Annotated in this window: 20 protein-coding genes; 3 read left to right on the forward strand and 17 right to left on the reverse strand. The window is 52.2% G+C overall.

The annotated features are described in order from the left end of the window. Window positions 1–97: 97 nt before the first annotated feature. Entirely contained in the window at window positions 98–1450 is a 1353-nt protein-coding gene (locus tag IPG22_22300) for a sigma-54-dependent Fis family transcriptional regulator (GenBank protein ID MBK6591001.1), read from the reverse strand. After that, window positions 1451–3601 (reverse strand): HAMP domain-containing protein, encoded by a 2151-nt coding sequence (locus tag IPG22_22305; GenBank protein ID MBK6591002.1) that lies wholly within the window; start codon window positions 3599–3601, stop codon window positions 1451–1453. It lies immediately after the preceding gene. Window positions 3602–3681: 80 nt separating this feature from the next. Between IPG22_22305 and IPG22_22310 the strand changes: the two genes are divergently transcribed. Continuing rightward, complete coding sequence (locus tag IPG22_22310; GenBank protein ID MBK6591003.1) at window positions 3682–4593, forward strand: CPBP family intramembrane metalloprotease; 912 nt, start codon at window positions 3682–3684, stop codon at window positions 4591–4593. Between the two features lie 143 nt (window positions 4594–4736). Here IPG22_22310 and nadC read toward each other — a convergent pair whose 3' ends face one another. Further along, complete coding sequence (gene nadC, locus IPG22_22315) at window positions 4737–5594, reverse strand: carboxylating nicotinate-nucleotide diphosphorylase (protein MBK6591004.1); 858 nt, start codon at window positions 5592–5594, stop codon at window positions 4737–4739. After that, window positions 5594–6292, reverse strand: a complete 699-nt coding sequence (locus tag IPG22_22320; protein MBK6591005.1) for a hypothetical protein — start codon at window positions 6290–6292, stop codon at window positions 5594–5596. Before IPG22_22320 ends, nadC begins: the two co-directional genes overlap by 1 nt. A gap of 134 nt (window positions 6293–6426) precedes the next feature. Here IPG22_22320 and IPG22_22325 point away from each other — a divergent pair, with 134 nt between their 5' ends. Together IPG22_22325 and IPG22_22330 are read left to right on the forward strand one after the other, a co-directional pair. Further along, a complete protein-coding gene (locus IPG22_22325) occupies window positions 6427–6837 on the forward strand; it encodes a hypothetical protein (protein ID MBK6591006.1) in 411 nt (136 codons plus the stop codon). A 75-nt stretch (window positions 6838–6912) separates the two neighbouring features. Next, window positions 6913–7377: a hypothetical protein gene (locus IPG22_22330; protein ID MBK6591007.1), complete on the forward strand. Its 465-nt coding sequence runs from the start codon at window positions 6913–6915 to the stop codon at window positions 7375–7377. Window positions 7378–7456: 79 nt separating this feature from the next. Here the strand turns inward: IPG22_22330 and IPG22_22335 are convergent, their stop codons facing one another. The 13 genes from IPG22_22335 to murD form a co-directional block, all read right to left on the reverse strand. Further along, a complete protein-coding gene (locus IPG22_22335) occupies window positions 7457–7747 on the reverse strand; it encodes a hypothetical protein (protein MBK6591008.1) in 291 nt (96 codons plus the stop codon). Between the two features lie 743 nt (window positions 7748–8490). Further along, window positions 8491–8970, reverse strand: coding sequence for a hypothetical protein (locus IPG22_22340; protein MBK6591009.1), 480 nt, complete (start codon window positions 8968–8970; stop codon window positions 8491–8493). Between the two features lie 181 nt (window positions 8971–9151). Then, the gene (locus tag IPG22_22345) at window positions 9152–11986 is read right to left on the reverse strand and encodes a valine--tRNA ligase (protein MBK6591010.1); all 2835 of its coding nucleotides are present in this window, start codon (window positions 11984–11986) and stop codon (window positions 9152–9154) included. 94 nt (window positions 11987–12080) lie between these two features. Then, a complete protein-coding gene (locus IPG22_22350; GenBank protein MBK6591011.1) occupies window positions 12081–13388 on the reverse strand; it encodes a response regulator in 1308 nt (435 codons plus the stop codon). 36 nt (window positions 13389–13424) lie between these two features. Then, a complete protein-coding gene (gene pdxA / locus IPG22_22355) occupies window positions 13425–14414 on the reverse strand; it encodes a 4-hydroxythreonine-4-phosphate dehydrogenase PdxA (protein MBK6591012.1) in 990 nt (329 codons plus the stop codon). A gap of 50 nt (window positions 14415–14464) precedes the next feature. Continuing rightward, a complete protein-coding gene (gene ftsZ, locus IPG22_22360) occupies window positions 14465–15568 on the reverse strand; it encodes a cell division protein FtsZ (GenBank protein MBK6591013.1) in 1104 nt (367 codons plus the stop codon). Between the two features lie 180 nt (window positions 15569–15748). Beyond that, window positions 15749–16987: a cell division protein FtsA gene (ftsA, locus tag IPG22_22365; GenBank protein MBK6591014.1), complete on the reverse strand. Its 1239-nt coding sequence runs from the start codon at window positions 16985–16987 to the stop codon at window positions 15749–15751. A 3-nt stretch (window positions 16988–16990) separates the two neighbouring features. Next, on the reverse strand, window positions 16991–17815 hold the full coding sequence (locus IPG22_22370) for an FtsQ-type POTRA domain-containing protein (GenBank protein MBK6591015.1): 825 nt from the start codon (window positions 17813–17815) through the stop codon (window positions 16991–16993). 13 nt (window positions 17816–17828) lie between these two features. Further along, window positions 17829–19229 carry a UDP-N-acetylmuramate--L-alanine ligase gene (locus IPG22_22375; protein ID MBK6591016.1) on the reverse strand — a complete coding sequence of 467 codons (1401 nt, stop codon included), beginning with the start codon at window positions 19227–19229 and terminating at the stop codon, window positions 17829–17831. Window positions 19230–19238: 9 nt separating this feature from the next. Then, window positions 19239–19988, reverse strand: coding sequence for a UDP-N-acetylglucosamine--N-acetylmuramyl-(pentapeptide) pyrophosphoryl-undecaprenol N-acetylglucosamine transferase (locus IPG22_22380; protein MBK6591017.1), 750 nt, complete (start codon window positions 19986–19988; stop codon window positions 19239–19241). Next, window positions 19988–20317 carry a glycosyltransferase gene (locus tag IPG22_22385; protein MBK6591018.1) on the reverse strand — a complete coding sequence of 110 codons (330 nt, stop codon included), beginning with the start codon at window positions 20315–20317 and terminating at the stop codon, window positions 19988–19990. Before IPG22_22385 ends, IPG22_22380 begins: the two co-directional genes overlap by 1 nt. A gap of 3 nt (window positions 20318–20320) precedes the next feature. Then, window positions 20321–21481, reverse strand: a complete 1161-nt coding sequence (gene ftsW / locus IPG22_22390) for a putative lipid II flippase FtsW (GenBank protein MBK6591019.1) — start codon at window positions 21479–21481, stop codon at window positions 20321–20323. A gap of 16 nt (window positions 21482–21497) precedes the next feature. Continuing rightward, window positions 21498–22874, reverse strand: a complete 1377-nt coding sequence (murD, locus tag IPG22_22395; GenBank protein ID MBK6591020.1) for a UDP-N-acetylmuramoyl-L-alanine--D-glutamate ligase — start codon at window positions 22872–22874, stop codon at window positions 21498–21500. Between the last annotated feature and the right edge of the window lie 83 nt (window positions 22875–22957).

The following is a 22957-nucleotide window of genomic DNA, read 5'->3' on the forward strand; positions in this document are numbered from 1 at the left end:
AAGACCAGAGAAATGGACACTATGGATCAATGATGAACAAAAAAGGGGCTATAGACTGCGAGAATTCGCGGCGAACGCGGGAATTCGCATTGGTAGATCATCTGGGCTGAATACCAAGATTCTTCATTCTTCGATACAGATGCGTTCGGTCGACGCCCATATTTTCGGCGGCTTTGGCAACATTTCCATCAAATTCTGAAAGTTTGTGGAGGATGAATTCCCGTTGGTAAGCATCGGTCGCTTCTTTGAAGCTGGGAAAGCGAAAGCTGACGGCGGCCGGTTCATAGGTGCCTTCCATATCAGGCAGATCGTCGGCCGAGATCGATTCTTTGGCTGACATGATGACGATCCGCTCTATAGTGTTTTTCAGCTCCCGCACGTTACCGATCCATTCGTAATCCTGCAAGGCCTCGATCGCGTCAGTGCTGAATAGTTTTGGAGCTTTTCCATACTCGCGTGAGAACTTCTGATTAAAATGCTCAACGAGCACGGGAACATCCTCACGCCGTTCACGAAGGGGCGGAACCTGGAACGGGATCACGTTTAGCCGATAAAATAGATCGGATCGAAACCGTCCGTTGTCGATAAGACTGTCTAGCGGTTGATTGGTCGCGGAGATCACACGTACATCAACGGTGATCGGTGTGTTGCTGCCGACCGGTTCGAACCGCTGCTCCTCCAGCACCCGGAGCATCTTCGCCTGGACCCGCGGTGACATGTCGCCGATCTCGTCGAGGAACAGAGTGGCTCCGTCCGCAACCTCGAACTTTCCCTTCTTCGACTTCATCGCCCCTGAAAACGCACCTTTTGCGTGGCCGAAAAGTTCGGATTCGACGAGTTCCTCAGGAATAGCGGCAGAATTTATCTCAACGAAAGGAGCGTTGCGGCGCTTGGATTGAGCGTGGATCGCTCTTGCAACAAGCTCTTTTCCCGTGCCGCTTTCGCCCGAAATGAGAACGCGCCCATCCGTCGGAGCGACGATTGATATCTGCTTTCTGAGAGCACGCATAACGACCGATTCGCCGACCATGACGTATTGCTCGGACAGTTCGTTCTGCAGCTGTTGATTAGCGAGCTCAAGCTGCCGCTGCCGAACGGCGTTCTTTACCGTCACGACCGTGCGTTCCAGGCTAAGCGGCTTTTCTATGAAATCGAACGCCCCGAGCTTTGTAGATCGGACTGCAGTTTCAATGTTTCCGTGGCCTGAGATCATCACAACGGCCGCGTCAATTCCCTCTTCTTTCAGTCTGCCCAGGGTTTCAAGTCCATCGATCCCGTCGCCGAGCCAAATGTCGAGAAGGATACAGCTAAAATCCTGCTTCCTGACGAGTTCGAGACAGGCTTCGCCGGATTCGGCCGTTTCCACAGCAAAGCCTTCGTCCTCGAGCACGCCGCGAAGCGTGTCGCGGATGCCGCGTTCATCATCTACGATCAAGATCAAATTCTGCATTTATCCATTCACCGGCAGCTCAATTATAAACTTCGCCCCTTTTGGTTGGTTCGCAACCACCTTTATTTTGCCATTATGTTCAGCAATTATGCGATTGACGATCGCAAGTCCGAGGCCTGTGCCGCGGCCTTTGGTCGAAAAATAAGGCTGAAACAACTTTTGCAGGTCCGCGGGAGCGATTCCCTTTCCGTTATCTGAAACTTCGGCGATAACGAGGTCGCGAGCGGCATCGTGGCGGGTTGTGACCACGATCCGCGGCTCTTCGGCGTTGCCGTCAAAAGCCTCGACAGAATTTTCGATCAGATTTACAAAGACGCGTTTCAACTGCTCAGGATCGATCAGAACCTCCGGAAGCGAGTCGGCTAACCCCAGATCGATAACGAGCCGCGTGAATCTACCGTCAAATGCTGTTTCCGCCTGTTCGATCACGCGGTTGAGATCGCCGGCTTCGAGTTTTGTATCGGGAAGGCGTGCGAACCGCGAGAATTCATCCACCATCGTCTTCAGTGAGGCCACTTCGCGAAGAATGGTCTCCGTACTTTCGTTGACCACATTTGCGATCGGGCCTTGGTCGGTGATCCGATTCCCGGAGCCCATTTCTTCGTGACCGCTGTTTGAGAACCGTTTGGCGATACGTTCAGCCGAAAGCTGGATCGGTGTTAGTGGATTCTTGATCTCGTGTGCCATCCGGCGGGCAACTTCCTGCCAGGCTGACGCACGCTGGGCTGCTATCGATTCAGAGAGGTCTTCGATCACCAGAACTACGCCTCCGTCAGTCGGCAGTTTCGACGCGGTGAGAGCGACCGTTATCTCGGTCTCGCTATAGCCGTTTCCATTAGATCCCTGCCCTCCGAGAGCAGTCTGATCCGATGCATGGCCGACACGTCTGGCACGGCCAAGGAGCCGCTCGAGAACCAGCCTATTTTCGACATTTACAATATCCGCCAATTTCGCCGCCGAGAGATCTCTACCATCGAGCTTAAGAATGTCTGCTGCCGCCCGATTTATCGTGCTGATCCGATCATTTGCGTCGAACGAGATCACGCCGGTGGGCAGCGTTTCCAGCACAGTTTCAATGTACCTCCGTCTGTCGCTCAGTTCGATCGAATTCGACTCTAACGTCGCGGACATCTCGTTAAATGTGGTTACAAGAAGAGCAAGTTCATCTTCCGCAAGTACATCGACGCGATGGCCAAGATTACCGCGAGCGATCTCGTTCGCTCCCTCAGCAAGGGCTTTGATCGGAGCGGTCAAGCCGCGAGCCACATGAAACGCGATCCAGCTGGATGCAAACATCAGCAGGAATGTCAGCACGCCGAGCGTTAGGAGTCCCACGCGCCGAATGGTGAGCTGTTTATTCTTCAAACCTTCGAACTCAGCAACAGACCGCTCGACGACCTGACTCAGAGTCCTCTCACCGAAAGGATCGGGTACAACAACAAGCGTGCGCCCGCCGGAAAGCGTCGCAAGCCCGACATCAAACCCTTTACCATCGCGAAGAGATGGATCGGCGGCATTCCCCGTTTTGGCGGCAGCGAGCAAACGGTCAAGTTCGGCCCGCTCGTCCGCCGTTAATTCGCGATCGTAGGATGCAACAGTTGCTTGATTCCTATCAAGAAGGCCGATATGGACAAGGCTTCCGGCAACCGCGACGCTCGCCAGATCACTGGAATTCGGCTCAGCCTTTTCGAAGGCTTTTGCAAGCATTCTCGCCGTTTCGTCGAGTTTGGCGGTCCGGTCGAGCAGTGACTGCCGCTGCATTTCCTTTGTTTCACGCAGCACGTTTTCGGGAATGCTTGTGAACCATCGGTCCAGCGCCCGATTCATAAACAGGTACGAGAACACGGCCATCGCAATGATCGGCATCAGACTGAGGGCGAAAAAATAGATCAGCAGCCGCGTTTTTATCTGGGCACCGAGGGTAAACGTCCTCCGCTCGCGTGCGAGCTTGATTATGCTTCGGAGGAAAATAAAGCCGAAAATAATGAGTGCCGCAAAATTCAACCCCGAAAGGGCGTAGAGCAGTACGAGGTCACTGGATGAGTCGATCGTGAAATCTTTCCAAAGATTCGTCGATTGCAGAATGACCAGCATCACGAAGGACGCGGCCATAATGGTGCCGATCACCCAGGGCATCTTGCGTCGCTTCACCTTTGGAGACTCTGTTTCCACGTGTGCAAGTTTAACACGGCCGCTGCTTTCCGTTAGAATCTTTCGCTAGTGCTGGAAATATGAACGCGATCCTTTTCAACGAAAACACAGGCTTGCTTCGCAGCGGCTGGCGAGCAGCGATATTTCTATTCGCTTATGTTTTTGCTGCCGCGTTCTTCGGATTGGCCGGCCAGTCATTCGTGCTCGTGCTTCAGGCCGCGGGCTATGCCGGGCCAACAGCTTACTTTGTATCAAATGCTTTCTCCTCGCTCGTTCCCGCAATTCTGTTAGGGTGGCTGTGCGGAAAGTTCCTTGAAAAATTGCCTTATCGGGCGCTCGGAGCGGCATTTACTAAGGGCTGGCTAAAACACTTTCTTCTTGGCCTGCTGATCGGCGGCATCACACTTTCGCTCGCGGCTGGCGTCGGTTTTGCCTTCGGCAGCCTGAGGTTCGTGCTAAATGACGTCTCCGCAGCTAATGTAATCGGTTCTGCGGCCTTATCTTTTGCGGTTTTCGCGGTGGCAGCGGCATTTGAAGAAGCTCTATTTCGTGGCTACCTTTTGCAGACATTCGCCCGATCTGGCTTGGCGTGGCTCGCGATCCTTCTGACGTCAGTATTTTTCGGGGCTCTTCACGCAGGTAATCCGGGTCCCAGCATTATCTCGACTGCAAACACGATACTCGCCGGCGTTTGGTTCAGCGTTGCTTATTTGAAAACACGGGACCTTTGGTTCGTCTGGGGCCTGCACCTAATGTGGAACTGGATGCAGGGCTCATTCTTTGGAATAGAAGTCAGCGGATTGACCGAGATAACAAAGTATCCCGTTTTCAAGGAGATCGACTTCGGACCAACATGGCTGACTGGCCAAGCCTACGGGATCGAGGGCGGCATTCTCTGCACGATCTCGATCGTCATCGCGATCGCGATCGTTTTTTTCATGCCAAATCTAAAACCGGATGAAGAAGCGCTGAGAATGAATACGCCGAAATGATTGGAGCGCAAGCGTCCCGCTTGCCAACACCGCCGCTTCGGCGGTGTGAAAAAAGCTGAGGTGAGATCGACGTGGCTAAATACTAAAACAATTCACGCCGGAGGAACCGGCGTTGGCAAGCAAGATGCTTGTGCTCCAGTCTGCTACGCGATCTGTATTTTGAACGAAATATCTACCGCTCGTGCCGAGTGAGTGAGTTTTCCAACCGAGATCAGATCGACACCCGCTTCGGCATAAGACCGCACACGGTCGAGGTCCATATTTCCTGATGCTTCGATAAGCACGGCGGGATTGATCGAGCGGGCCATCTGGACCAATTTGGCGGCCTCTTCCGGAGTTTGATTGTCGAGCATGACGATCTCGGCACCGGCGTTTATGGCTTCGCGAAGCTGGGCCCAATTTGAGATCTCGACCTCGATCTTATGAAGATGCCCGACCTTGTTTTTGGCAGCTTTGACGGCCTCGGTGATGCCACCGGCGAGGGCGATGTGGTTGTCTTTGATCAGGACGCCGTCGTCGAGGCCCATGCGATGATTCTTGCCGCCGCCGATCGTAACGGCGTATTTTTCGAGCATTCGTAAGCCCGGCGTTGTCTTTCGCGTATCAACGATCTGAGCTGAAGTTCCCTCTATCGCCTTAACAAACTGCCGCGTCAGCGTCGCGATGCCTGACAAACGCTGGACCAGATTCAACGCCGTTCGCTCACCAACGAGCAGAACGTCTGCATAGCCTTTCAGCGTAGCGAAAACGGTTCCAGCCGTTATCTCATCACCGTCGCCAAACGATGCCTCGATCTCAGAGCTGTCCGGATCGAGATGAAAAAACACCGCCTCAGCGACATCCAGCCCGCAAAGCACGAGGTCTTCTTTCGCCAAAAACCTGCCGAATCCACGCGTATCCTGCGGAACCGTCGCGGTGGTCGTAATATCACCGCGCCCGATATCTTCGGCGAGAAATTCACCAATGCTCGCCAGCACATCTCCGTTTTCTAACCAATTCATTATTTATCTTCAGCCTTTATGGGCATGATAGGCTCTTCGATGCGGATGTCGGTGTACGAATAGTTCGCTACGCTCCGCATAAATCGTTTGTCGCCCGCGATATCCTGCTCAATGATCTTGCGAACGATCTGTCCCCCGTTGTTGATCCAGAATTGCGTGGTTTCGGTTCGAGTCATGCCTTCTTTCGAATTGTCGCTCTGGACAGCACGCGCTTCATACATCGAAACCTCTTGTCCGTCGATGGTTCCGCGACTTACAAATTTGCTGTTACCGATCGGATAAACAGCACCACCGGCCAATTCGCCAAATCTGGCAACCGAAGCCTCGCTTCCCGCTTTGCGAGCCGGTGAGGTTGCGACCGATTCCCAGTCTTCTTCGTTCGTGCGGCGAAAGGTCTTATCAGCGACCACCAAGGTCTCGACACGCGTTCCGCCTGTTTCGGAAATTATTTGAAATCTATCAGGGTTGATCGTGGCAAAAGTCTCGGTGATCTTATTGAACGACGTTCCGTCACGCTCGGTAAACCATTCGGTCGTTAGAACGACGCGGAACGAGGCGTTGTCGAGCTTTCGCTCAGCCTTACCGGTGATCGTACCGACTTCGTCACTGGTCTGTTTAGCCTTTTGACCGAAGGCGGGAACAGACGCGACCGTCGCGAATACAGCAAAAAAAGCAGCTGAAATGTAAATCTTTTTCATGAATGATTCCTCTGGATCCAAATGAAGTTTTCGGGCAGACATAGAATATCACGCAGACTTGGTTTAGTCTCGAAAAATCTTATTAAGTCTTCCCAAAATGCTCGCGGGCCGGGCATTTTGGTAAAGTGTTGATAATGAGCAGTTTTATAAAGTTCCCCGCGATCATTTTCTCAGTGTTTCTCGCTTTAACCGCCGCGTGCAGCGATGGTAAGACAGGAATCGCCAGCCTGCGGGTTTCAAAAGACTTCGAAGGCAAGGCCGAATCGGTCAGTTTCAAAGGCGGCGAGACGTTGTTTGCAAGCGCCGTCCTAGCAAACGCTCCGGCCAAAGGTAAAATTGTCTTCACCATCAAGAACGACAAAGGTGCGATCCTGCCCGGGACGGAATACAAGGTCGATGTCAACAACAGTTCCACGACCGCCTACAAAGTTCAGATCGCCGAAAAAGCCACGCCCGGTAAATATATCCTGACCGCTGATCTGCATGACGGAAACGGTGAGAAGAAAGATACAAAAAATGCTGACATAACTATCGCGGCTCCATAGCTGCCGCCTTTGACTTTACTGAAACAACTCGCTACTCTCCCTGTTTCGTATTCAAACCATCAAGGAGATCATTAAGTGAAGATCAAACTCAGTATAATTACCGCTCTATTTGCATTTGCCGCCGCCTGCAGCTTTAGCACGGCAAACATGAGCAGCTTTGAGACCTCAAAAGACAAAGACGGCAAAACCAAATCGACCACGTTCAAAGCCGGCGAAACCATCTACGCCAACGCGGTCATCGCAAACGCACCTGGCAAGACAACAACCAAGATCTATATCAACGACGACAAGGGCAAACTTCTGCCTGGTTCCGATGTTAAGGTCGAACTCGCTAGCAGCGGAACGGCCGCCTACAACCTGCCGATTCCTGCGAGCTTCGCAGGTGGTAAATTCACCATCGTCGCCGACATGCTCGATGACAAAGGCGAAAAGAAAGACAGCAAAAGCGTTTCCATCACCATCGAAGCAGGTGCTCCAGCACCAGTTGCGGCTCCTGCGGCAGATGACAAAGATCACGACGGCGACAAAGACGACAAATAGTCTCCGCGTGCGCTAAATACATGAATGAGCCGGTTTTTGCCGGCTCATTTTTTTGCCCAAACGGTCGCGGGATCATTTTCTAATCTTCCGAGATCGTCACGCTCATGTTTGGCGAATACTGTCCGACGTCCTGATTGTTCTTCATCAGAATACAGCGAATAAAACCGCTTTCCGGAACACCTTCCGTCGCGGGTCGAATGACGATCGTCGCGGGCAAACGCGTAAGAAACGCCGCCAGATTCCAAATATCTTCGCCCTTTCGCATGTATTCGACCCGCATCGCGTCCGTTCCGTTGAGACTGCCGGTGATCCGTACGCTGTTCGCTCCGACCGCCGACACATTTGGCTGCGGTGCGATCTCGGCGAGCATAGGAGCGACACGTTTCGGCTCATTATTCTCAGATCCGCACCGATCGCCGTTGTAAAACCCGGCGCTGATTTAACGATCTCGATGAGAGCTCGAAACTCGGCGTAAATCCCCGCCGACGCGCCGCCCGGCGGCATCGAGTTATCAAACAGCGGCCGCGGCGGCAAAGGCTCCGACGACCGTTCGCTCGAAAGGATCAGATCTCGCCAGCTAACCAAGGCCTTCATCGTCGCTCTGGACCGCTCAACGAGTCCGTTCACGTAAATAAATGTGTCGCAGATCTCCTTTATCCGAGCAGTTTGTGCCGGCGTAATGGGCAAAACCGATTCGTACGAATCGATCTTCGCCCGCATATTTTCAAATAACGCCTGCTTTTCGCCAAGCGCGTAAGGTAACCAATCTTCCCGTGCCGTCATGAGAGTTTTCCTCCACGAAAAAATACCGTCAAACCATCGTCGAAACGCTTCCGACAACAGTAAACCGAAGTATTTTAATTATTTCCCGGAGATTTTGTAAAGAAATTTCTGCTCAGACAAGCGATGCAGTCACCCCATCGGACGATGCGATTGCTCCATCGGACGATGTAGTCATTCCATCGACCGATGGCGTTACTCCATCGGACGATGCAGTCACTCCATCGGACGCTGCCACTACTACATCGGACGATGCAATTGCTCCATCGTCCGATGAAACGCGACATCGATCGTAAAAAGATTATCAACGGGCGATCGTAAAGTCCTTGTGCATTACTTGAGAGGCTCTTGGATCTTTATTTTCGGATCATAAGTGTATATTGAGATATTGGTCTCGATCACCTTCCCCGAATTGATTAATCCCTTCTTAGTTTCTTCCTTGATTATAAGCCCGCTGCTGTCTAACGAAAATATGTACTCGTCAAATGACAGGCCTTCTGTATCTTTATTCGGGGAATATATATTTTTGTACGATGTGTAATGACGAAAGACTTTTATCTCCCTGCCATCAACCTTTTTCTTTTCAAGGTAATACTTGTCTGAAACAATATTGGAAGGACCGCCGCTACCAGAGCCTCCAATACAATAACTTTCTACAATTTTCCACACTCCATCATCTTTTTTGCAGTATTTTATTTTTCCGATATCGATCTGTTCAACTCTCTGAACCTTACCATTAGCAGTGCGGATATTGGTGTAATGAACTTTGTCAGGTAGGACATATTCATATTGCCATTCATCCGTATCCGGCATCTCTTTATTATGTTTTGTCACGGTCTGATCAATTCGTCGAGTCAGTCCACGAGCTTTCTGTAAAGCCGTCCGCCAGGGAGTGAAGTATTCGTCCTTAGAAATCTCTTTCTCCTGAGCGAAACTAGTCGCGGCTAAGACTAAACTAAGTAGTACAAGATGTAGAACAAAAACCTTCCTCATATTAATCAAGTGCCTCTAAATTATTCTTCAATGTGTGAGTTTGATGCTCTAGCTCTTCTGAGCGTTCGCGCAATTCGTCGACTTTTTCCGCTGGGGCTCGTTCGACAAAATTGGCGTTCGAGAGCTGGCCGTCGAGGCGTGTTTTTTCTTCTGTCAGCTTGGCGATCTGGTTCTGAAGGCGTGTGCGTTCGACGTCGAAGTCGATGAGGCCTTCGAGCGGCACGGCGAGGCGAGCGTCGGACGTGACGGCCTTTGCCGAGGCACGCGGAACGTCTAGTTCGGCAGCGATCACAAGCTTTTCGGCCTTCGCGAGCTTCAGGATCTGAGCGTCGTTCGCTTTCAGGACTTCCTGCATCGCCGCGTCGGCCGCGATATGAACCGTGAACTTGATCGCGGTCGAGATATTCATCTCGGCGCGAATATTCCGCACCTTTTTGATCACGTCGATGACCGCACTCATTTCCCTTTCCGCCGCATCATCGATCGCTGACGCATCGCCGGGAGGAAATTTCGCGAGCATGACGGTCGATTCTGCCTCGGAATATGCGGGATGATGCAGCTTGCTCGACGTTATCGGTAGCTTTTGCCACAATTCCTCTGTGAGATAAGGCATAAATGGATGCAAAAGCCGCAGCGACTGCTCGATGATAGCGACGATCCGATCCGTCGAGACCTGATCACCCGCGGTGATCTCATCCTTCTTCAGCTCAATGTACCAATCGCAGAAATCGTCCCAGAAAAAGTGATAAAGCAATGAAACCGCGGTGTGGAATTCGTACTTTGCGAGAGATTTATTAACGTCGATCGACGTTTTATTCAAGCGCGAGATGATCCAGCGATCCGCAAGTGCCATCTTGTCAGAACCGCCTGCGTAAGCGGGCGGATCGGTGGCTGTCATTGTCTCAACGTTTGTTCCCCCCGCTAATGCAGGGGGTTGTGACACTAGGCTCGCGGTATCGCCGGCATTCATCAGGCAAAACCGCGTGGCGTTCCAGATCTTGTTGGCGAAGTTTCGATAGGTCTCGACGCCGATATCATTCCATTTAATATCCGCACCGGTTGCGATCGAGGCGAGATAGATTCGCGTCGCGTCAACGCCGAACTTATCGAACATCTCGATCGGATCGACGCCGTTATTACGCGATTTCGACATCGGCTTGCCGTCTTTGCCGAGAACCGTTCCCGTCACGATCACATCCTCAAATGCCTTTTGCCCGGTGAATTTCTTCGTGAGCATTATCATCCTCGAAACCCAGAGGAAGATAATGTCGCGGCCGGTGACGAGCACGTCCGTGGGGAGGAAAGTTTCGAGATCCGACGGAGCGCGGACACTCTTGTCCGCACGTCCAATATCAAATTGGTCTGGAGTGTCTTTGCTACTTTCCGAAGACGGGCGGACAGGAGTGTCCGCACTCCCGCCGCCGGTCCAACCGAAAGTGCTAAATGCCCACAAACCGCTTGAAAACCAGGTGTCGAGAACATCGCTGTCCTGCTTTAAAGCCTTTCCGCCCGACTTTTCGACGGCCTCAGCCTCAGTACGGCCTACATAAACGTTTCCATCCCCGTCATACCACGCCGGGATTTGATGTCCCCACCAGAGTTGGCGCGAGATGGTCCAGTCTTTCAGATTTTCGAGCCACGCGGTGTAAACCTTTTCGTGCGGGACCTGCGGCGAGAAGTGCGGCACGCCTTCAGTTTTCATCAGATCGAGAGCGATGTCACGCATCTCGTCCATCTTCACGAACCACTGTTCTGAAAGGATCGGTTCGACAATGGTTTTGCAGCGTTCGCAAACGGGAAGCGTGATCTCGTAATCGTCGACCTTTTCGAGCAGGCCAAGTTCGTCAAACATCTCGACAACTTTTGCACGAGCGACGAAACGATCGAGGCCTTCGAATTCCGCGCCCGCCGCCGCGTTCATTTCGCCCGCGTCGTTCATTACAAGCAACTGCGGCAAATCGTGACGTTGGCCGATCTGATAGTCGTTTGGATCATGTGCCGGAGTGACCTTGACCGCACCGGTCCCGAATTCAGCTTCGACATATTCATCCGCGATTATCGGTATCTGACGGCCGGTCAGCGGCAGATCGATCATCTGGCCGACGAGATGTTTGTAACGCTCATCGCTGCCGTTAACTGCAACCGCTGTGTCGCCGAGCATCGTTTCCGGGCGAGTTGTCGCCACCGTGATCGTCTGATCGGTTCCCGAGATCGGGTATTTCAAATACGTTAGTTTGCCGTCTTTCTTCGTCTCTTCCTTAACTTCGAGATCCGAAAGTACCGTCTTATCCTTCGGGCACCAGTTAACGATACGCAGGCCGCGATAGATCCAGCCTTCATCGTAGAGCGTGCAGAAAACATTTCTCACCGCAAGCGACAGGTCTTCGTCCATCGTGAACCGCTGCCGCGTCCAATCGACCGAAGCTCCCTCGCGACGCATTTGTTCGGTAATCGTATTTCCGTACTGTTCCTTCCACGCCCACGCTCGCTTGATGAATTCCTCGCGGCCGATGTCGGTTGGCTTTTTGTGCTCGTCTTTTTTGAGCTGTTCGACAACCTTTCGCTGGACGGAAATTCCGGCATGATCAGTTCCCGGTAGCCAAAGCGTGCGAAAGCCCTGCATGCGTTTCCAACGCGTCAGCACGTCCATGATCGTGTGCTGCAAGGCGTGGCCCATGTGCAGGCTGCCCGTGACGTTTGGCGGCGGGATGACGATCGAATACTTCGTCGCATTCGGATCCTGGTTGATCTCAGGTTTGAAAAAACCGCTTTCTTCCCAGCGTTTGTAGTGATTTTCTTCGGCCGATTTTGGATCGTAGGCCTTTGCGAGTTCCATAATTTGTTGTAAGCAAAACTATATTCTAAAACAAAAGCGGTTAGCTTTCATTTACGAGACGAAAACTAACCGCAAAAAACTATTTTGGGCCCGATCAATCTTTCTTTTCGTGTTCGAGAGCTTCACGTATTAGCTTCTCAGCGATACGAGGAACTTCTTCTTTTGCAACTTCCCTGACGATGCTGTCCGACAGCCGTTCGATCACACGCTGAGCTACTCGTTCGATCAGTTCCGGCGAAAAATATTCCGGTTCGGGCTCGACGGCGGCGACGGGAGGCTGTTCGCCCGGCTCGTACGGGATCGTGTCGTGAATTGCAGGATCGACCTCATCCACTATTTTAGTTTCATCGTCGACATTAGCCTCAAGTTCGGCTGCTGGATGGCTGGGCTTTGTGAAATCAATATCTTCGAACAACTGTACGTCGTCGTCAGCCGGAGTTTTCGGCCGTTCCGGAGGCTCAAAACTAAGAGTACCGAGAAGGTCGCTATCATGACCGATCTCGATCGTTTCCATGCTGCCGACATCGCTGGGCACCGTTTCAGATTCGCTAGCAGTCTCGGCGAGCCACAACATCTCTTCGTCTTCAGCAACGGCCTCAGCGATATTAGGTTCGGATGCTCCAATTTGTGAAGCATTATTTTCAGATTCGTCAAACGAAAACTTAGGTTCAAACGCAGGCTTTTCCTCTTCTTCGTCAGACGCGACCAGCGATTCGGGTGACCAGTCAAATTCCTTTATTTCTCCATTCGGTTGATCATCTTTGGAGATATCTGCAAAGCCGGGCTCAGACGAAGACGAAACGTGATTGGTTTCTATCATCTCGTCGTCCATTCCCGTATCGCCAAGCAGGTCATCAACGGTGTCGAGTTCACCCATCTCTGCCGTCTCCGCAAAGCTGCTGCGATAGAGGTCTTCGATATCATCAGATTCCGGTTGATCTGTTACGGGTACATCCTCACTGAATTCATCTCCGAAGGTCGGAACGGGCGGTATCTCTTCATCAACTGCCGGCTTTGCTGCTTCGATTTCTCGACCCAGCATTTCCCAAACCCGCGCAACAAGGTCGCGAATTGAATGAAAAGGCTTTGTCAGAAATCCGTCGGCATTCACCCGTTCGGCTTCATCGTGATCGAAAGGTTCGAACGAACCAACAAGCAGCAGGACAGGAATGTGTTTCGTCGCGTCGTCGGCCTTGATCATTTCACAGATCTGATAGCCGTTCGTACCGTCGAGCCCGACATCTACGAGGACAATGTCCGGCTGGATCTCGACAAACCTCTGCATTGCCGTCTCGGCATCGGCCACCGTTGAGACATCAATGCCCTCATCAGCAAACGTCAACTCGACGACCTTGCGGATCGTCACCGAATCATCAGCAAGCAGAAGCTTTGGTTTGGTCACTTGGCTTTTATTCTCCCGGTAATCGGGTTGATTTTATCAGACTTTACTATCGTTTTGCGAACCCTTTACGAGTTCGCCCGCCAACTTGATCGCTGAAATCATACTAGACGCCTCAGCGATGCCTTTTCCAGCAATATCGAAGGCAGTACCGTGATCGACCGACGTACGGATCACCTGCAATCCGAGCGTAACATTCACGCCCGTGCCAAACGAAAGCGACTTAACCGCGATCGTTGCCTGATCGTGGTAAAGAGCTATGACAGCATCAAAATCCCCCTTGAATCCGCGTAAAAATATCGTATCGGGCGAATACGGCCCACTGGCCTCGATTCCCAAAATGTTCCGGCAATGCTCGATCGCCGGCGTGATCTCGGCAGCTTCTTCGCTGCCGAACATTCCGCCTTCGGATGCATGTGGATTGAGCCCGGCGACCGCGATCGACACCTTACGGCCAAGCAATTTGGACATTTCTCGGTCCGTAAATGCTATAAGGTCGATGAGACTGTCTTTTTTTATCAGATCGATCGCACGCAGGATCGGCAGGTGCGTTGAAAGCAGGACGGTTCGCAAGCCTTCGGCAAAAAAACTCATGCGGAAGTCTTTCGTATCAGTTAAGTCAGCCAGAAACTCGGTATGGCCGGGAAAATCGTATCCGCCGAGATGGATCGCCTTCTTGCTGATCGGAGCCGTACAGATCGCGTCGATCTTTCCATCACGCCAAAGTTTTACGGCGGCTTCGATATTTTCGGCGGAGGCTTTTCCGGTTAAGGCCGCGTCGATACCGATTGGGAATTTATCAGGCAAGTTATTGAGATCGAATACCTCGATCTTGTTCGCACTTTCATCACCAAATACGGTTAGCTTGAACGTCGACGCCAATTCATTCGCCGTCTTACGCAAAAAAGAGGCGTCGCCGATGATCACACATCGGCATGCCTCTTTTAGAGTTTTGTCTTCGAGAGCCTTTAGAACGATCTCCGGTCCGATCCCGGCGGCATCGCCCATTGTGATTCCGACGATGGGCACTTCTGAAATCATCTAATTGGAATGCAGGCATGACGGCCCGCGTGTATTTGTTAATCCGCCTGACGACGCATGAACGTCGGAACATCCAAATTCTCAACCGGCTGCAGATCCGGCGGCAGCATGATATCTGACGGTTTCGGCGATGCTCCCGCCGCAACTGCGTGAGTATTCTGCATTCCCGGTTTTGGCAATTGCGATGCCAGGATCGAGTCAAACCCGGTGGCGATGACCGTGATGCGGATCTCGTCACCCATGTCTTCCTTAATGACGCTTCCCCAGATGATGTCCGCGTTGTCGTCAGCCTCAGACTCGATCAGGCCGATCGCATCTTCGACCTCGCTCAAGATCATGTCCGGACCGCCTGTAACATTGATAAGCGCGGCCTTCGCACCTTTGATCGAATTTTCTTCGAGAAGTTTGTAATCGAGGGCAGCACGCATAGCTTTTGAAGCTGCATCTTCCCCGGTTCCCTCACCGATTCCCATCAGCGCGACGCCTTTGCCTTTCATGACAGTTGTTACGTCGGCAAAATCGAGATTGATGATTCCCGGCGTAATGATCAGATCGGTAATACCCCGAACTGCCTGCAGCAGCACGTCATCGGCCCGCTTAAAGGCGTCCATGATCGTGATCTTCTCTTCGACCTCGCGAAGCTTCGAATTCGGGATCGTGAGCAGTGTATCGACACATCCGCGAAGCTCCGCAAGGCCTTTCTCAGCCTGTGCCATGCGTTTCTTGCCTTCGACCGTGAACGGTTTGGTGACCACGGCAACGGTCAAAATACCCAATTCTATCGCAAGCGAAGCGACCACTGGCGCGGCACCGGTTCCCGTTCCGCCGCCAAGTCCGGCGGTCACAAAAACCATATCCGAACCTTCGAGTATGTCGAGAAGTTTTTCGGTGTCTTCCAGAGCTGCCTGGCGTCCGACCTCCGGATTCGATCCTGCTCCGAGGCCGCGTGTCGAAGCGCTGCCGAGTTGGATCTTCATCGGAGCCTTCGAGGCGTTTAGAGCCTGAAGGTCAGTGTTCGCTACGATGAACTCAACGCCCTTGATCCCGGCGTCGATCATCCGGTTTACGGCATTGCTCCCGCCGCCTCCGACGCCAATAACTTTGATACGAGCACCGGTGATCGGGGGCTCATCGATAAACATTTTCAGGGCGTTAGTAGTCATCTTAATATCATCCATTGCAATAAAATTCCCGGGTCCGGAAAGGCCAAATTCTACAACTTAATTTGAATCGAGGCTAGTCGAGAAAATAACAAGATATTGTGCTATCGGGAGAGAAGAATACAACGATTAGCATAAAAAATCCAATCGCCAAATGCACATTTATCGAAATTTATCTCTAAAGCTGCCGAACCATTCCGCAACCTTCTTTGCTGAAGATTTTCCGCCCGGTGAATTGCCGCGCATCTGCGTTTGCATCGACCTCAGAGCCAATCCGCACGCCGTCGCCCATTGCGGCCCCTGAACCTCTTCCGCGAGTCCGCCAAAGAACGATGGCTCGAGATATCCCGCTCGTGTGGGAGCATCAAATATTTGTTCAGCGATCTCCGCAATGCCGCGAACCATTGCTCCGCCGCCTGTCAAGAATACACCGCCCGAGATCTGTGCCTTTGCCTTTGCCGCCTCGCGGGCAACGTGCTGAATGAGCTCGACTGCACGCGGCTGCATGATGTCGCAGAGTATCTCTTTCGAAAGCCCGCGTTTCTCGGTCCGTCCAAAAGGAATGATCTCGATGATCTCCTGCCTTTCGTCTTCGTCGAGCAGGAATCCGGCGACACAGCCATAAGCCTGTTTTATCTTATTCGCCTCCGGGATCGAAACCCGCAAGCCCGTTGCAATATCCTTTGTGAACAACATACTCCCGAACGGAAACACCGCCGAATGCTGGACCGCTCCTCGGCCAAAGATCATCAGGCTTGTGATCTCCGCTCCCATATTCACGAGAGCACAGCCGTATTCTTTGTCATCGTCGGTTAACACACTCGCGGCCGCCGCAAGCGGTTCGAGAACTAGATTTTCGACATCGACCCCAGCTCGTGTTACGGCTTTGATCAAATTTTGGCGTGCCGCACTTGGGCTCGTAACCACATGGACCAAAGCTTCGAGCCGAGAACCGTTCATTCCGATCGGCTCGGTAATTCCGTCCTGGCCGTCAACAATAAACTCCTGCGGCAAACGGCTGACAATCTCCCAACCCGGCGTCAGAGGCATCGCGCTAGCGGAATCGATCGCCCGGTCGATGTCTTCGTCCGTTATTTCTTTGTCGGGCCCGGCGACAGCTACCACCCCGTTCTTGTTCTCTCCGCGAAGATGCTCGCCAGACAGGTTGATCGTCGCCGATCCGATATCGATCCCGCTCACGCGTTCTGCTTCGCCTATTGCTTTCCGAATCGCCTCCGCGACGGATTCGGTCGATGTGACGACACCCCGACGCAGTCCTTTGGATTCGGTCTCTCCGAGGCCGACGATGTTCATTCGGCCATCGGGCGAAGGTTCGCCGACGACACACCTCACTCGGCTCGTGCCGATATCTAGTCCAATTGCGTGTATCTCGCTGTTCATATGCTAGAAATCCAAATATTGAATGATCGGATGAACGCCGCCGGAATCGACCGATTTGATCCTCGTTCCCTTTCCTGTAAGAGCTTCGATCGCCGTTTTCAGGCTCTTGCCCAAGCTGTCTCTCGCGAGCGACACGTTTATTGTGCGGCCCGAATCTTCAACTACTGCGACCGGTTCGCGAAGATTCGCAAGGTTAAACTCCTTTACCCTCGCGGTCACGTCAAACTGCTTGCTCTCGTCGAGCATCTTTTTGTAGATCTTCAGCCTGGCGAGATTGTCGGGGCCGGCTTTTTCGGTCTTTGCCTCGTCCCAGCCATGTAAAACTATAGGAAAATCCTTTTCACTTGCTTTGACCGGGACAAGTACCACGCCTTCTGTATCGACGAGAAAGTTTCCTGAAGATAATTTCACGACCGCTGCCGGAACACGCTCGATCACGTTAACGCGAATCCCCGTCGGCAAATTTCTCGATACCGACGCCGACTTAACGAACGGGAATTTCTCGATCTTGGCCTTGAGATCCGCAAGGTCGGCATTCCAAACGCCAGGCTTTTCGACCGAGGACGTGACGAGTTTCGCTATGTCATCTTTTGGAGTACGTTCGACGCCACGGATCTCGACGCTGCGCAAACTAAAAAATGACGATGCGGTAGCCGATTGAAAACCCGAAAAGCCCATGAATATAAGACCGCCGGCCAGCAAACTTAGAAGTATCAACGGCAGGACGTATTTACCGAGCCGCGGCGTGTTACCGGAACGCGAACGGCTGCCTTTCACCCTTACGGATGAGGCACGAGACCTTGAAACTGTTTTCTTCTTTTTCGGCATGTTTTTGTCGAAATTACTGCCCGGCCGCCTCTTTTTCTTTCAATGCGGCAAGGATCTCGTCCGAAAGTCCGGTAATGCTTCCCGCCCCGAGCGTAATAACGAGGTCTCCAGGAATTAAAGAACCAATGACCTTGTTTGTGGCGGATTCGATACCGCCTATGTAATTGACGTTTTTGTGACCGAATTTCCTTATATTCTCAGCTAGAACCTCTGCCGTGATTCCCTCAATGGGCTGTTCACTCGCCGCGTAAATGTCCAGAAGATAGAGCACATCGGCATTATTGAACGCCACGCCAAACTCGTTCATCAGTTCCTTGGTCCGCGAATATCGATGCGGCTGAAAAACGACGACAGTCCGCTTGCCGCCAGAGCTGTTCTTCGCTGCGGAAAGTGTCGCCACAACCTCGGTCGGGTGATGGCCGTAATCATCGACAACCATTACTCCGGCGGCCTCTCCTTTGAACTGGAATCGGCGATTGGCATTCTTAAATCCGGCGAACGCCTCAACAATTTTCTCGAAAGGCACGTCCATCTCGAGAGCCACCGCAGTCGCGGCTAAGGCGTTATAAACGTTGTGTTTACCCGGAACCGGCAGGTAGATCTCGCCAAGCAGCTTGTCGCCCTTCGAAACGGTAAAAGTCGAACCAAATGTGTCGTTGTAACGAATATCATTTGCCGAAACATCAGCCTGAGCCGTTAATCCATAAGTGACGCGGCGGCGTTTGATCTGCGGGATCAGGAGTTGAACGTTCGGATCATCGAGGCAGATTATGGCGGCGCCATAAAACGGAACTTTGTTCACAAAATCCGTAAAGCATTGGATCACGTCTTCCATGCCTTTGTACGATTCCATATGCTCTTTGTCTATATTCGTGACAACGGCGATCGTCGGGTAGAGCATCAGGAAAGACCGATCGCTCTCATCAGCCTCGGTCACGAACCAATCCGAGGCTCCGAGCTTTGCATTCGATCCCAAAGTATCTACCACGCCGCCAACAACGGTCGTCGGATCTATACCGGCGTAACCAAGGACCGTGGCGATCATTGAGGTCGTGGAAGTTTTTCCGTGCGTCCCAGAAACGGCTACGGCGTAAGGCTTCAGAGTCATCAACTCCGCCAGCATCTCGGCTCGCGGGATGACGGGAATGCTGTTCGCTTTCGCGATCACCACCTCAGGATTATCTTCTTTAACGTCGGACGAATACACCACGACCTGAGCCCGTCCAACATTCTCGGCCCGATGGCCTTCGGCAATGCCAATGCCGAAAAGCGTTTCCAGGCGATCGGTATTTTTTGATTTCTTTACATCAGAGCCGGTTACGACAAAACCAAGATTGCACAGAACCTCAGCGATACCACTCATACCGATACCGCCGATGCCGATGAAATGTATCCGTTTTACGTGTCTAAACATTTTCCAGTCCTAAACGCTGCTTTTCAACTGCTCAATAATATCCACCGTCACGATTGCCGCGTCCGGACGGCCCAATTTCCTAGCGGCGGTCTCCATTTCGGTGATCTTTTCTGGTGCTGCGATCAGTTCTTTGATCGAATTTGCCAGCGACTCGCCCGTCAGGTCGCTCTGCAATATCATCTTCGCCGCTCCCGCCCTTACTAAAGCCTCAGCATTCTTACGCTGATGATCGTCTGCAGCGGTCGGAAGCGGTACCATGATCGCCGCTTTGCCCGCCGCTGAAACTTCCGCGCACGTTGTCGCTCCCGCCCGGCAAATGATCAGATCTGCCTTTCCAAATTCGACAAAGATGTCTGAGATAAAGGGCCTGACGTCTGCCAGCGCAAACTGTGACGCAGAATACGCTCCTTTTACATTTTCAAAATCCGATTCGCCTGTTTGATGTGTGACAGTGAGTTTGTCTTCAAATTCCGCTAAGTGCGGTAACGCCCCGACCATCGCCGTATTTATCGCTCTCGCCCCCTGCGATCCGCCAAAGATCAGAACGTGAAATTCGTCGGTTCGTTCTTTTGGAGGAACGTCGAAAAACTCGGTTCGCACTGGATTACCTGTTACGACACCTTTCTTTCCGAAAAAGGGCAGGGCTTCTTCGAATGTTAGGGCAGCCTTTTCGACAAATCTCGCCAGTTGCCTGTTCGTAAAGCCGGGCAACGCGTTCGAATCCATCACGAGCGTCGGCACACCCATTATTGCTGCCATTAAAAGAACGGGCCCCGAAACATAACCACCCGCTCCAACGACCACGTGCGGCCGGAATTGGCGGATGATCTTGCGAGCCTCGACGAAAGCTCTTCGGCAGAACGGAAAGCCCCTTTGATCTTGCCGACAATCCCGACATTTTTCAGCCCCGTACTGTTGATCAACGCAAGCTGAAAGCCATTCTCGGGAACGATACGGATCTCGAGACCGCGCGCGGTTCCGACAAAAAGAACCTCGGACTCTGGGTCGCGGCGCATGATCTCCTTCGCGACAGCGATTCCGGGATAAATATGTCCGCCGGTTCCGCCGGCTGCGATCAAGACTTTCATTAGTTACGCCATCCTCTCACGTCTTCGTGTCACACGCTTGCGTGGCGCAGCCTCTTTGTATTCGCCGCTCACGGCGTATTTCGAGATATTCAACAAAATACCAACGCCGATCAATGAAACAACTACCGACGATCCACCATACGAAATGAACGGAAGCGGAATCCCCTTTGCGGGAAGAATCGATGTCACCACGCTGATATTAAACAGCGCCTGAACTATCAATCCGGTGATGATCCCGATCCCCAGCAAATTGCCAAACCGATCCGGAGCCAACACCGCCGCTCTCGCTCCACGCCAAAGTAATAGGCCAAATGCAATTACAACGGCCAGCGTTCCGATAAGTCCGAGTTCTTCGCCAACGACCGAGAAAATAAAATCAGAGTATGGATACGGCAAATAAAAAAGCTTCTGATGGCCTTTTGCAAAGCCCTCGCCGAAAATGCCTCCCGACCCGATCGCATAAAGCGATTGCACAACCTGATAACCTTGGTCATCCGCATATTGATACGGATCCATGAACGCCATAAGTCGGGCAACACGCCAGGGGGCAAAGAATATTGCCGCCGCCCCGATCAAAACAAGAACGCCAGCGACGGACGCGATGTGAACAAGCTTTGCTCCAGCCGCAAAATAAACGGCCGAAAATATCGCACAGAGGACGATCGTCGTTCCAAGATCTTTTTCAAGAAATACCAGGCCTGCAAGTAAAGCGAGCCCAACCAAACATGGAAAAACCGTTTCTTTGAGATCGCCGACGACATCTTCTTTCTTTGTCAGCAGATATGCAAGGAAAAGCGGCAAAGCGATCTTCGTAAGTTCCGATGGTTGGAATGAAAACCCTGAGATCCTTATCCATCTACGTGCACCGTTGATCGGCGGGAAGCCAAAAACAGCCAGCAGCAACACGATAGTGATGCCGCATATTGAAAAGACGACCCACGGCTTCTGTAAGAAGTGATAGTCGATCTTAGCTACCAGGAACATCGCTGCCAACCCGCCAAGTGTGAAACCGATCTGCTTTAGAAAATAAGTATATTGGCTGACACTGTCGGTCTCCTTCAAAGCAAACATCGCCGAAGCGCTATAAACCATCATCGCGCCAAACAACGCGAGCGCCGCGGCAATGGCAAACATGAACCAATCTATACGCTTCTCTTCGGTCATTCTTTCTGCCTTCCGGCTACCGGCTACCGGCTTCAAGCTTCTGCCTCACCGCCGCCTTAAAAACACTTCCGCGTTCCTCATAGCTTTTGAACATATCAAAACTCGCACACGCCGGAGCGAGCAAAACGGCATCTCCAGCTTCCGCTGTCTCAAATCCTTTCGCTACCGCGTCATCCATCGAATCAGCCCTCAAAATCGGTGCGACGCCGTTTAATTGCGATTCGATATTGTCCGCGTCCTCGCCGATCAAAACCAGCGATCTAACAGACGATTCGATCAGCGGAATCAGCGGTGCATATGGAGCGTTCTTTCCTCGTCCGCCGAGGATAAGAATTGTTTTGCCTTCACCAGCGCTCAGTGCTTCAAGAGCTTTTGACGTAGCATCGACCGAAGTTGCTTTCGAATCGTTGTAGAATCTAACGCCATTGATCTCAGCAACAAACTCGATCCGATGCTCAACGCCTTTGAAATTGGCAACCGTCTCACGCATCGATTCCGGCGACGCACCGCATGCAAGCCCCGCAGCAAATGCGGCCAGGACATTCTCTACATTGTGCAGTCCGCGAAGAAATATCTCGCCTCGCGTGGTCAAAACCTTTTCCTTTCCATTCGCCCGGCAGATCAGATCTTCGCCGCGTAGAAACAAACCTTCCTCAAGCGCGGTTTTTACGCTGAACAAGACAACATTCGCATTCAAACCTTTTACCCAGCTCGCGGTGATCTCATCGTCTGCATTCAGGATCGCGACATCCTCGGCGGTTTGATTCATGAACAGGCGATGCTTGGCCAATGCGTAATCATGGAACGACTCGTAGCGATCTAAGTGATTCGGCGTGACGTTAAGGCAGATGCCGACGTTCGGGCGAAAATCCTTTATAGTCTCTAGCTGAAAGCTCGAGAGCTCCGCGACCGTCCATCCGTCCTCGCTCGATGTTGCCGTCAAACTCAGCAGCGGTGTTCCTATATTGCCGCCGACCTGCGTTTCAATACCCGAATTGGCGAGAAGTTCACCGATAAGAGCCGTTGTCGTTGTTTTGCCGTTGGAACCGGTGATACCGACGACGCGGCCTTTCAGGAAGCGGTATGCGAGTTCGACCTCGCCGATAACTTCGCCGTCTTTACGATCGACATATCTCGCTGGGATCGTATTCGTGGGCACGCCGGGCGAGATAACCACGAGATCGATCTGATCAAGCAGCCACGAAGGAATATCTCCGCCCATCAGCCCAACATTGTGTGAATCTTTCAAAGACCTCGCCGCTTCCGACCATTCTTCGACCGGTTTTCGATCATGCAAAGCAACTACGGCACCGCGGGCAGCCAGGAATTTCGCGGCCTCGATACCCGACTTCCCTGCTCCAAGAACCAATGCTTTTTTGCCTTCGATGATCATTTTTAGAAATTTTTTAACGCGAAGTCGCTAAGAGGCAAAGACGCAAAGGAAGAACTCAATAGCTATGAAACATTCATGACTTT

The organism is Acidobacteriota bacterium (genome assembly GCA_016703965.1).
In the GTDB taxonomy this organism is placed as follows: Bacteria; Acidobacteriota; Blastocatellia; order Pyrinomonadales; family Pyrinomonadaceae; genus OLB17.

What these genes read in the sequence shown, in the direction of transcription:
- IPG22_22300 (MBK6591001.1), bottom strand. Translation starts at nt 1,450, where the DNA reads ATGCAGAATTTGATCTTGATCGTAGATGATGAACGCGGCATCCGCGAC.
- IPG22_22310 (MBK6591003.1), top strand. Translation starts at nt 3,682, where the DNA reads ATGAACGCGATCCTTTTCAACGAAAACACAGGCTTGCTTCGCAGCGGC.
- nadC (MBK6591004.1), bottom strand. Translation starts at nt 5,594, where the DNA reads ATGAATTGGTTAGAAAACGGAGATGTGCTGGCGAGCATTGGTGAATTT.
- IPG22_22320 (MBK6591005.1), bottom strand. Translation starts at nt 6,292, where the DNA reads ATGAAAAAGATTTACATTTCAGCTGCTTTTTTTGCTGTATTCGCGACG.
- IPG22_22325 (MBK6591006.1), top strand. Translation starts at nt 6,427, where the DNA reads ATGAGCAGTTTTATAAAGTTCCCCGCGATCATTTTCTCAGTGTTTCTC.
- IPG22_22335 (MBK6591008.1), bottom strand. Translation starts at nt 7,747, where the DNA reads ATGCTCGCCGAGATCGCACCGCAGCCAAATGTGTCGGCGGTCGGAGCG.
- IPG22_22340 (MBK6591009.1), bottom strand. Translation starts at nt 8,970, where the DNA reads ATGCCGGATACGGATGAATGGCAATATGAATATGTCCTACCTGACAAA.
- IPG22_22345 (MBK6591010.1), bottom strand. Translation starts at nt 11,986, where the DNA reads ATGGAACTCGCAAAGGCCTACGATCCAAAATCGGCCGAAGAAAATCAC.
- ftsZ (MBK6591013.1), bottom strand. Translation starts at nt 15,568, where the DNA reads ATGTTTATCGATGAGCCCCCGATCACCGGTGCTCGTATCAAAGTTATT.
- ftsA (MBK6591014.1), bottom strand. Translation starts at nt 16,987, where the DNA reads ATGAACAGCGAGATACACGCAATTGGACTAGATATCGGCACGAGCCGA.
- IPG22_22370 (MBK6591015.1), bottom strand. Translation starts at nt 17,815, where the DNA reads ATGCCGAAAAAGAAGAAAACAGTTTCAAGGTCTCGTGCCTCATCCGTA.
- IPG22_22375 (MBK6591016.1), bottom strand. Translation starts at nt 19,229, where the DNA reads ATGTTTAGACACGTAAAACGGATACATTTCATCGGCATCGGCGGTATC.
- IPG22_22380 (MBK6591017.1), bottom strand. Translation starts at nt 19,988, where the DNA reads ATGGCAGCAATAATGGGTGTGCCGACGCTCGTGATGGATTCGAACGCG.
- IPG22_22385 (MBK6591018.1), bottom strand. Translation starts at nt 20,317, where the DNA reads ATGAAAGTCTTGATCGCAGCCGGCGGAACCGGCGGACATATTTATCCC.
- ftsW (MBK6591019.1), bottom strand. Translation starts at nt 21,481, where the DNA reads ATGACCGAAGAGAAGCGTATAGATTGGTTCATGTTTGCCATTGCCGCG.
- murD (MBK6591020.1), bottom strand. Translation starts at nt 22,874, where the DNA reads ATGATCATCGAAGGCAAAAAAGCATTGGTTCTTGGAGCAGGGAAGTCG.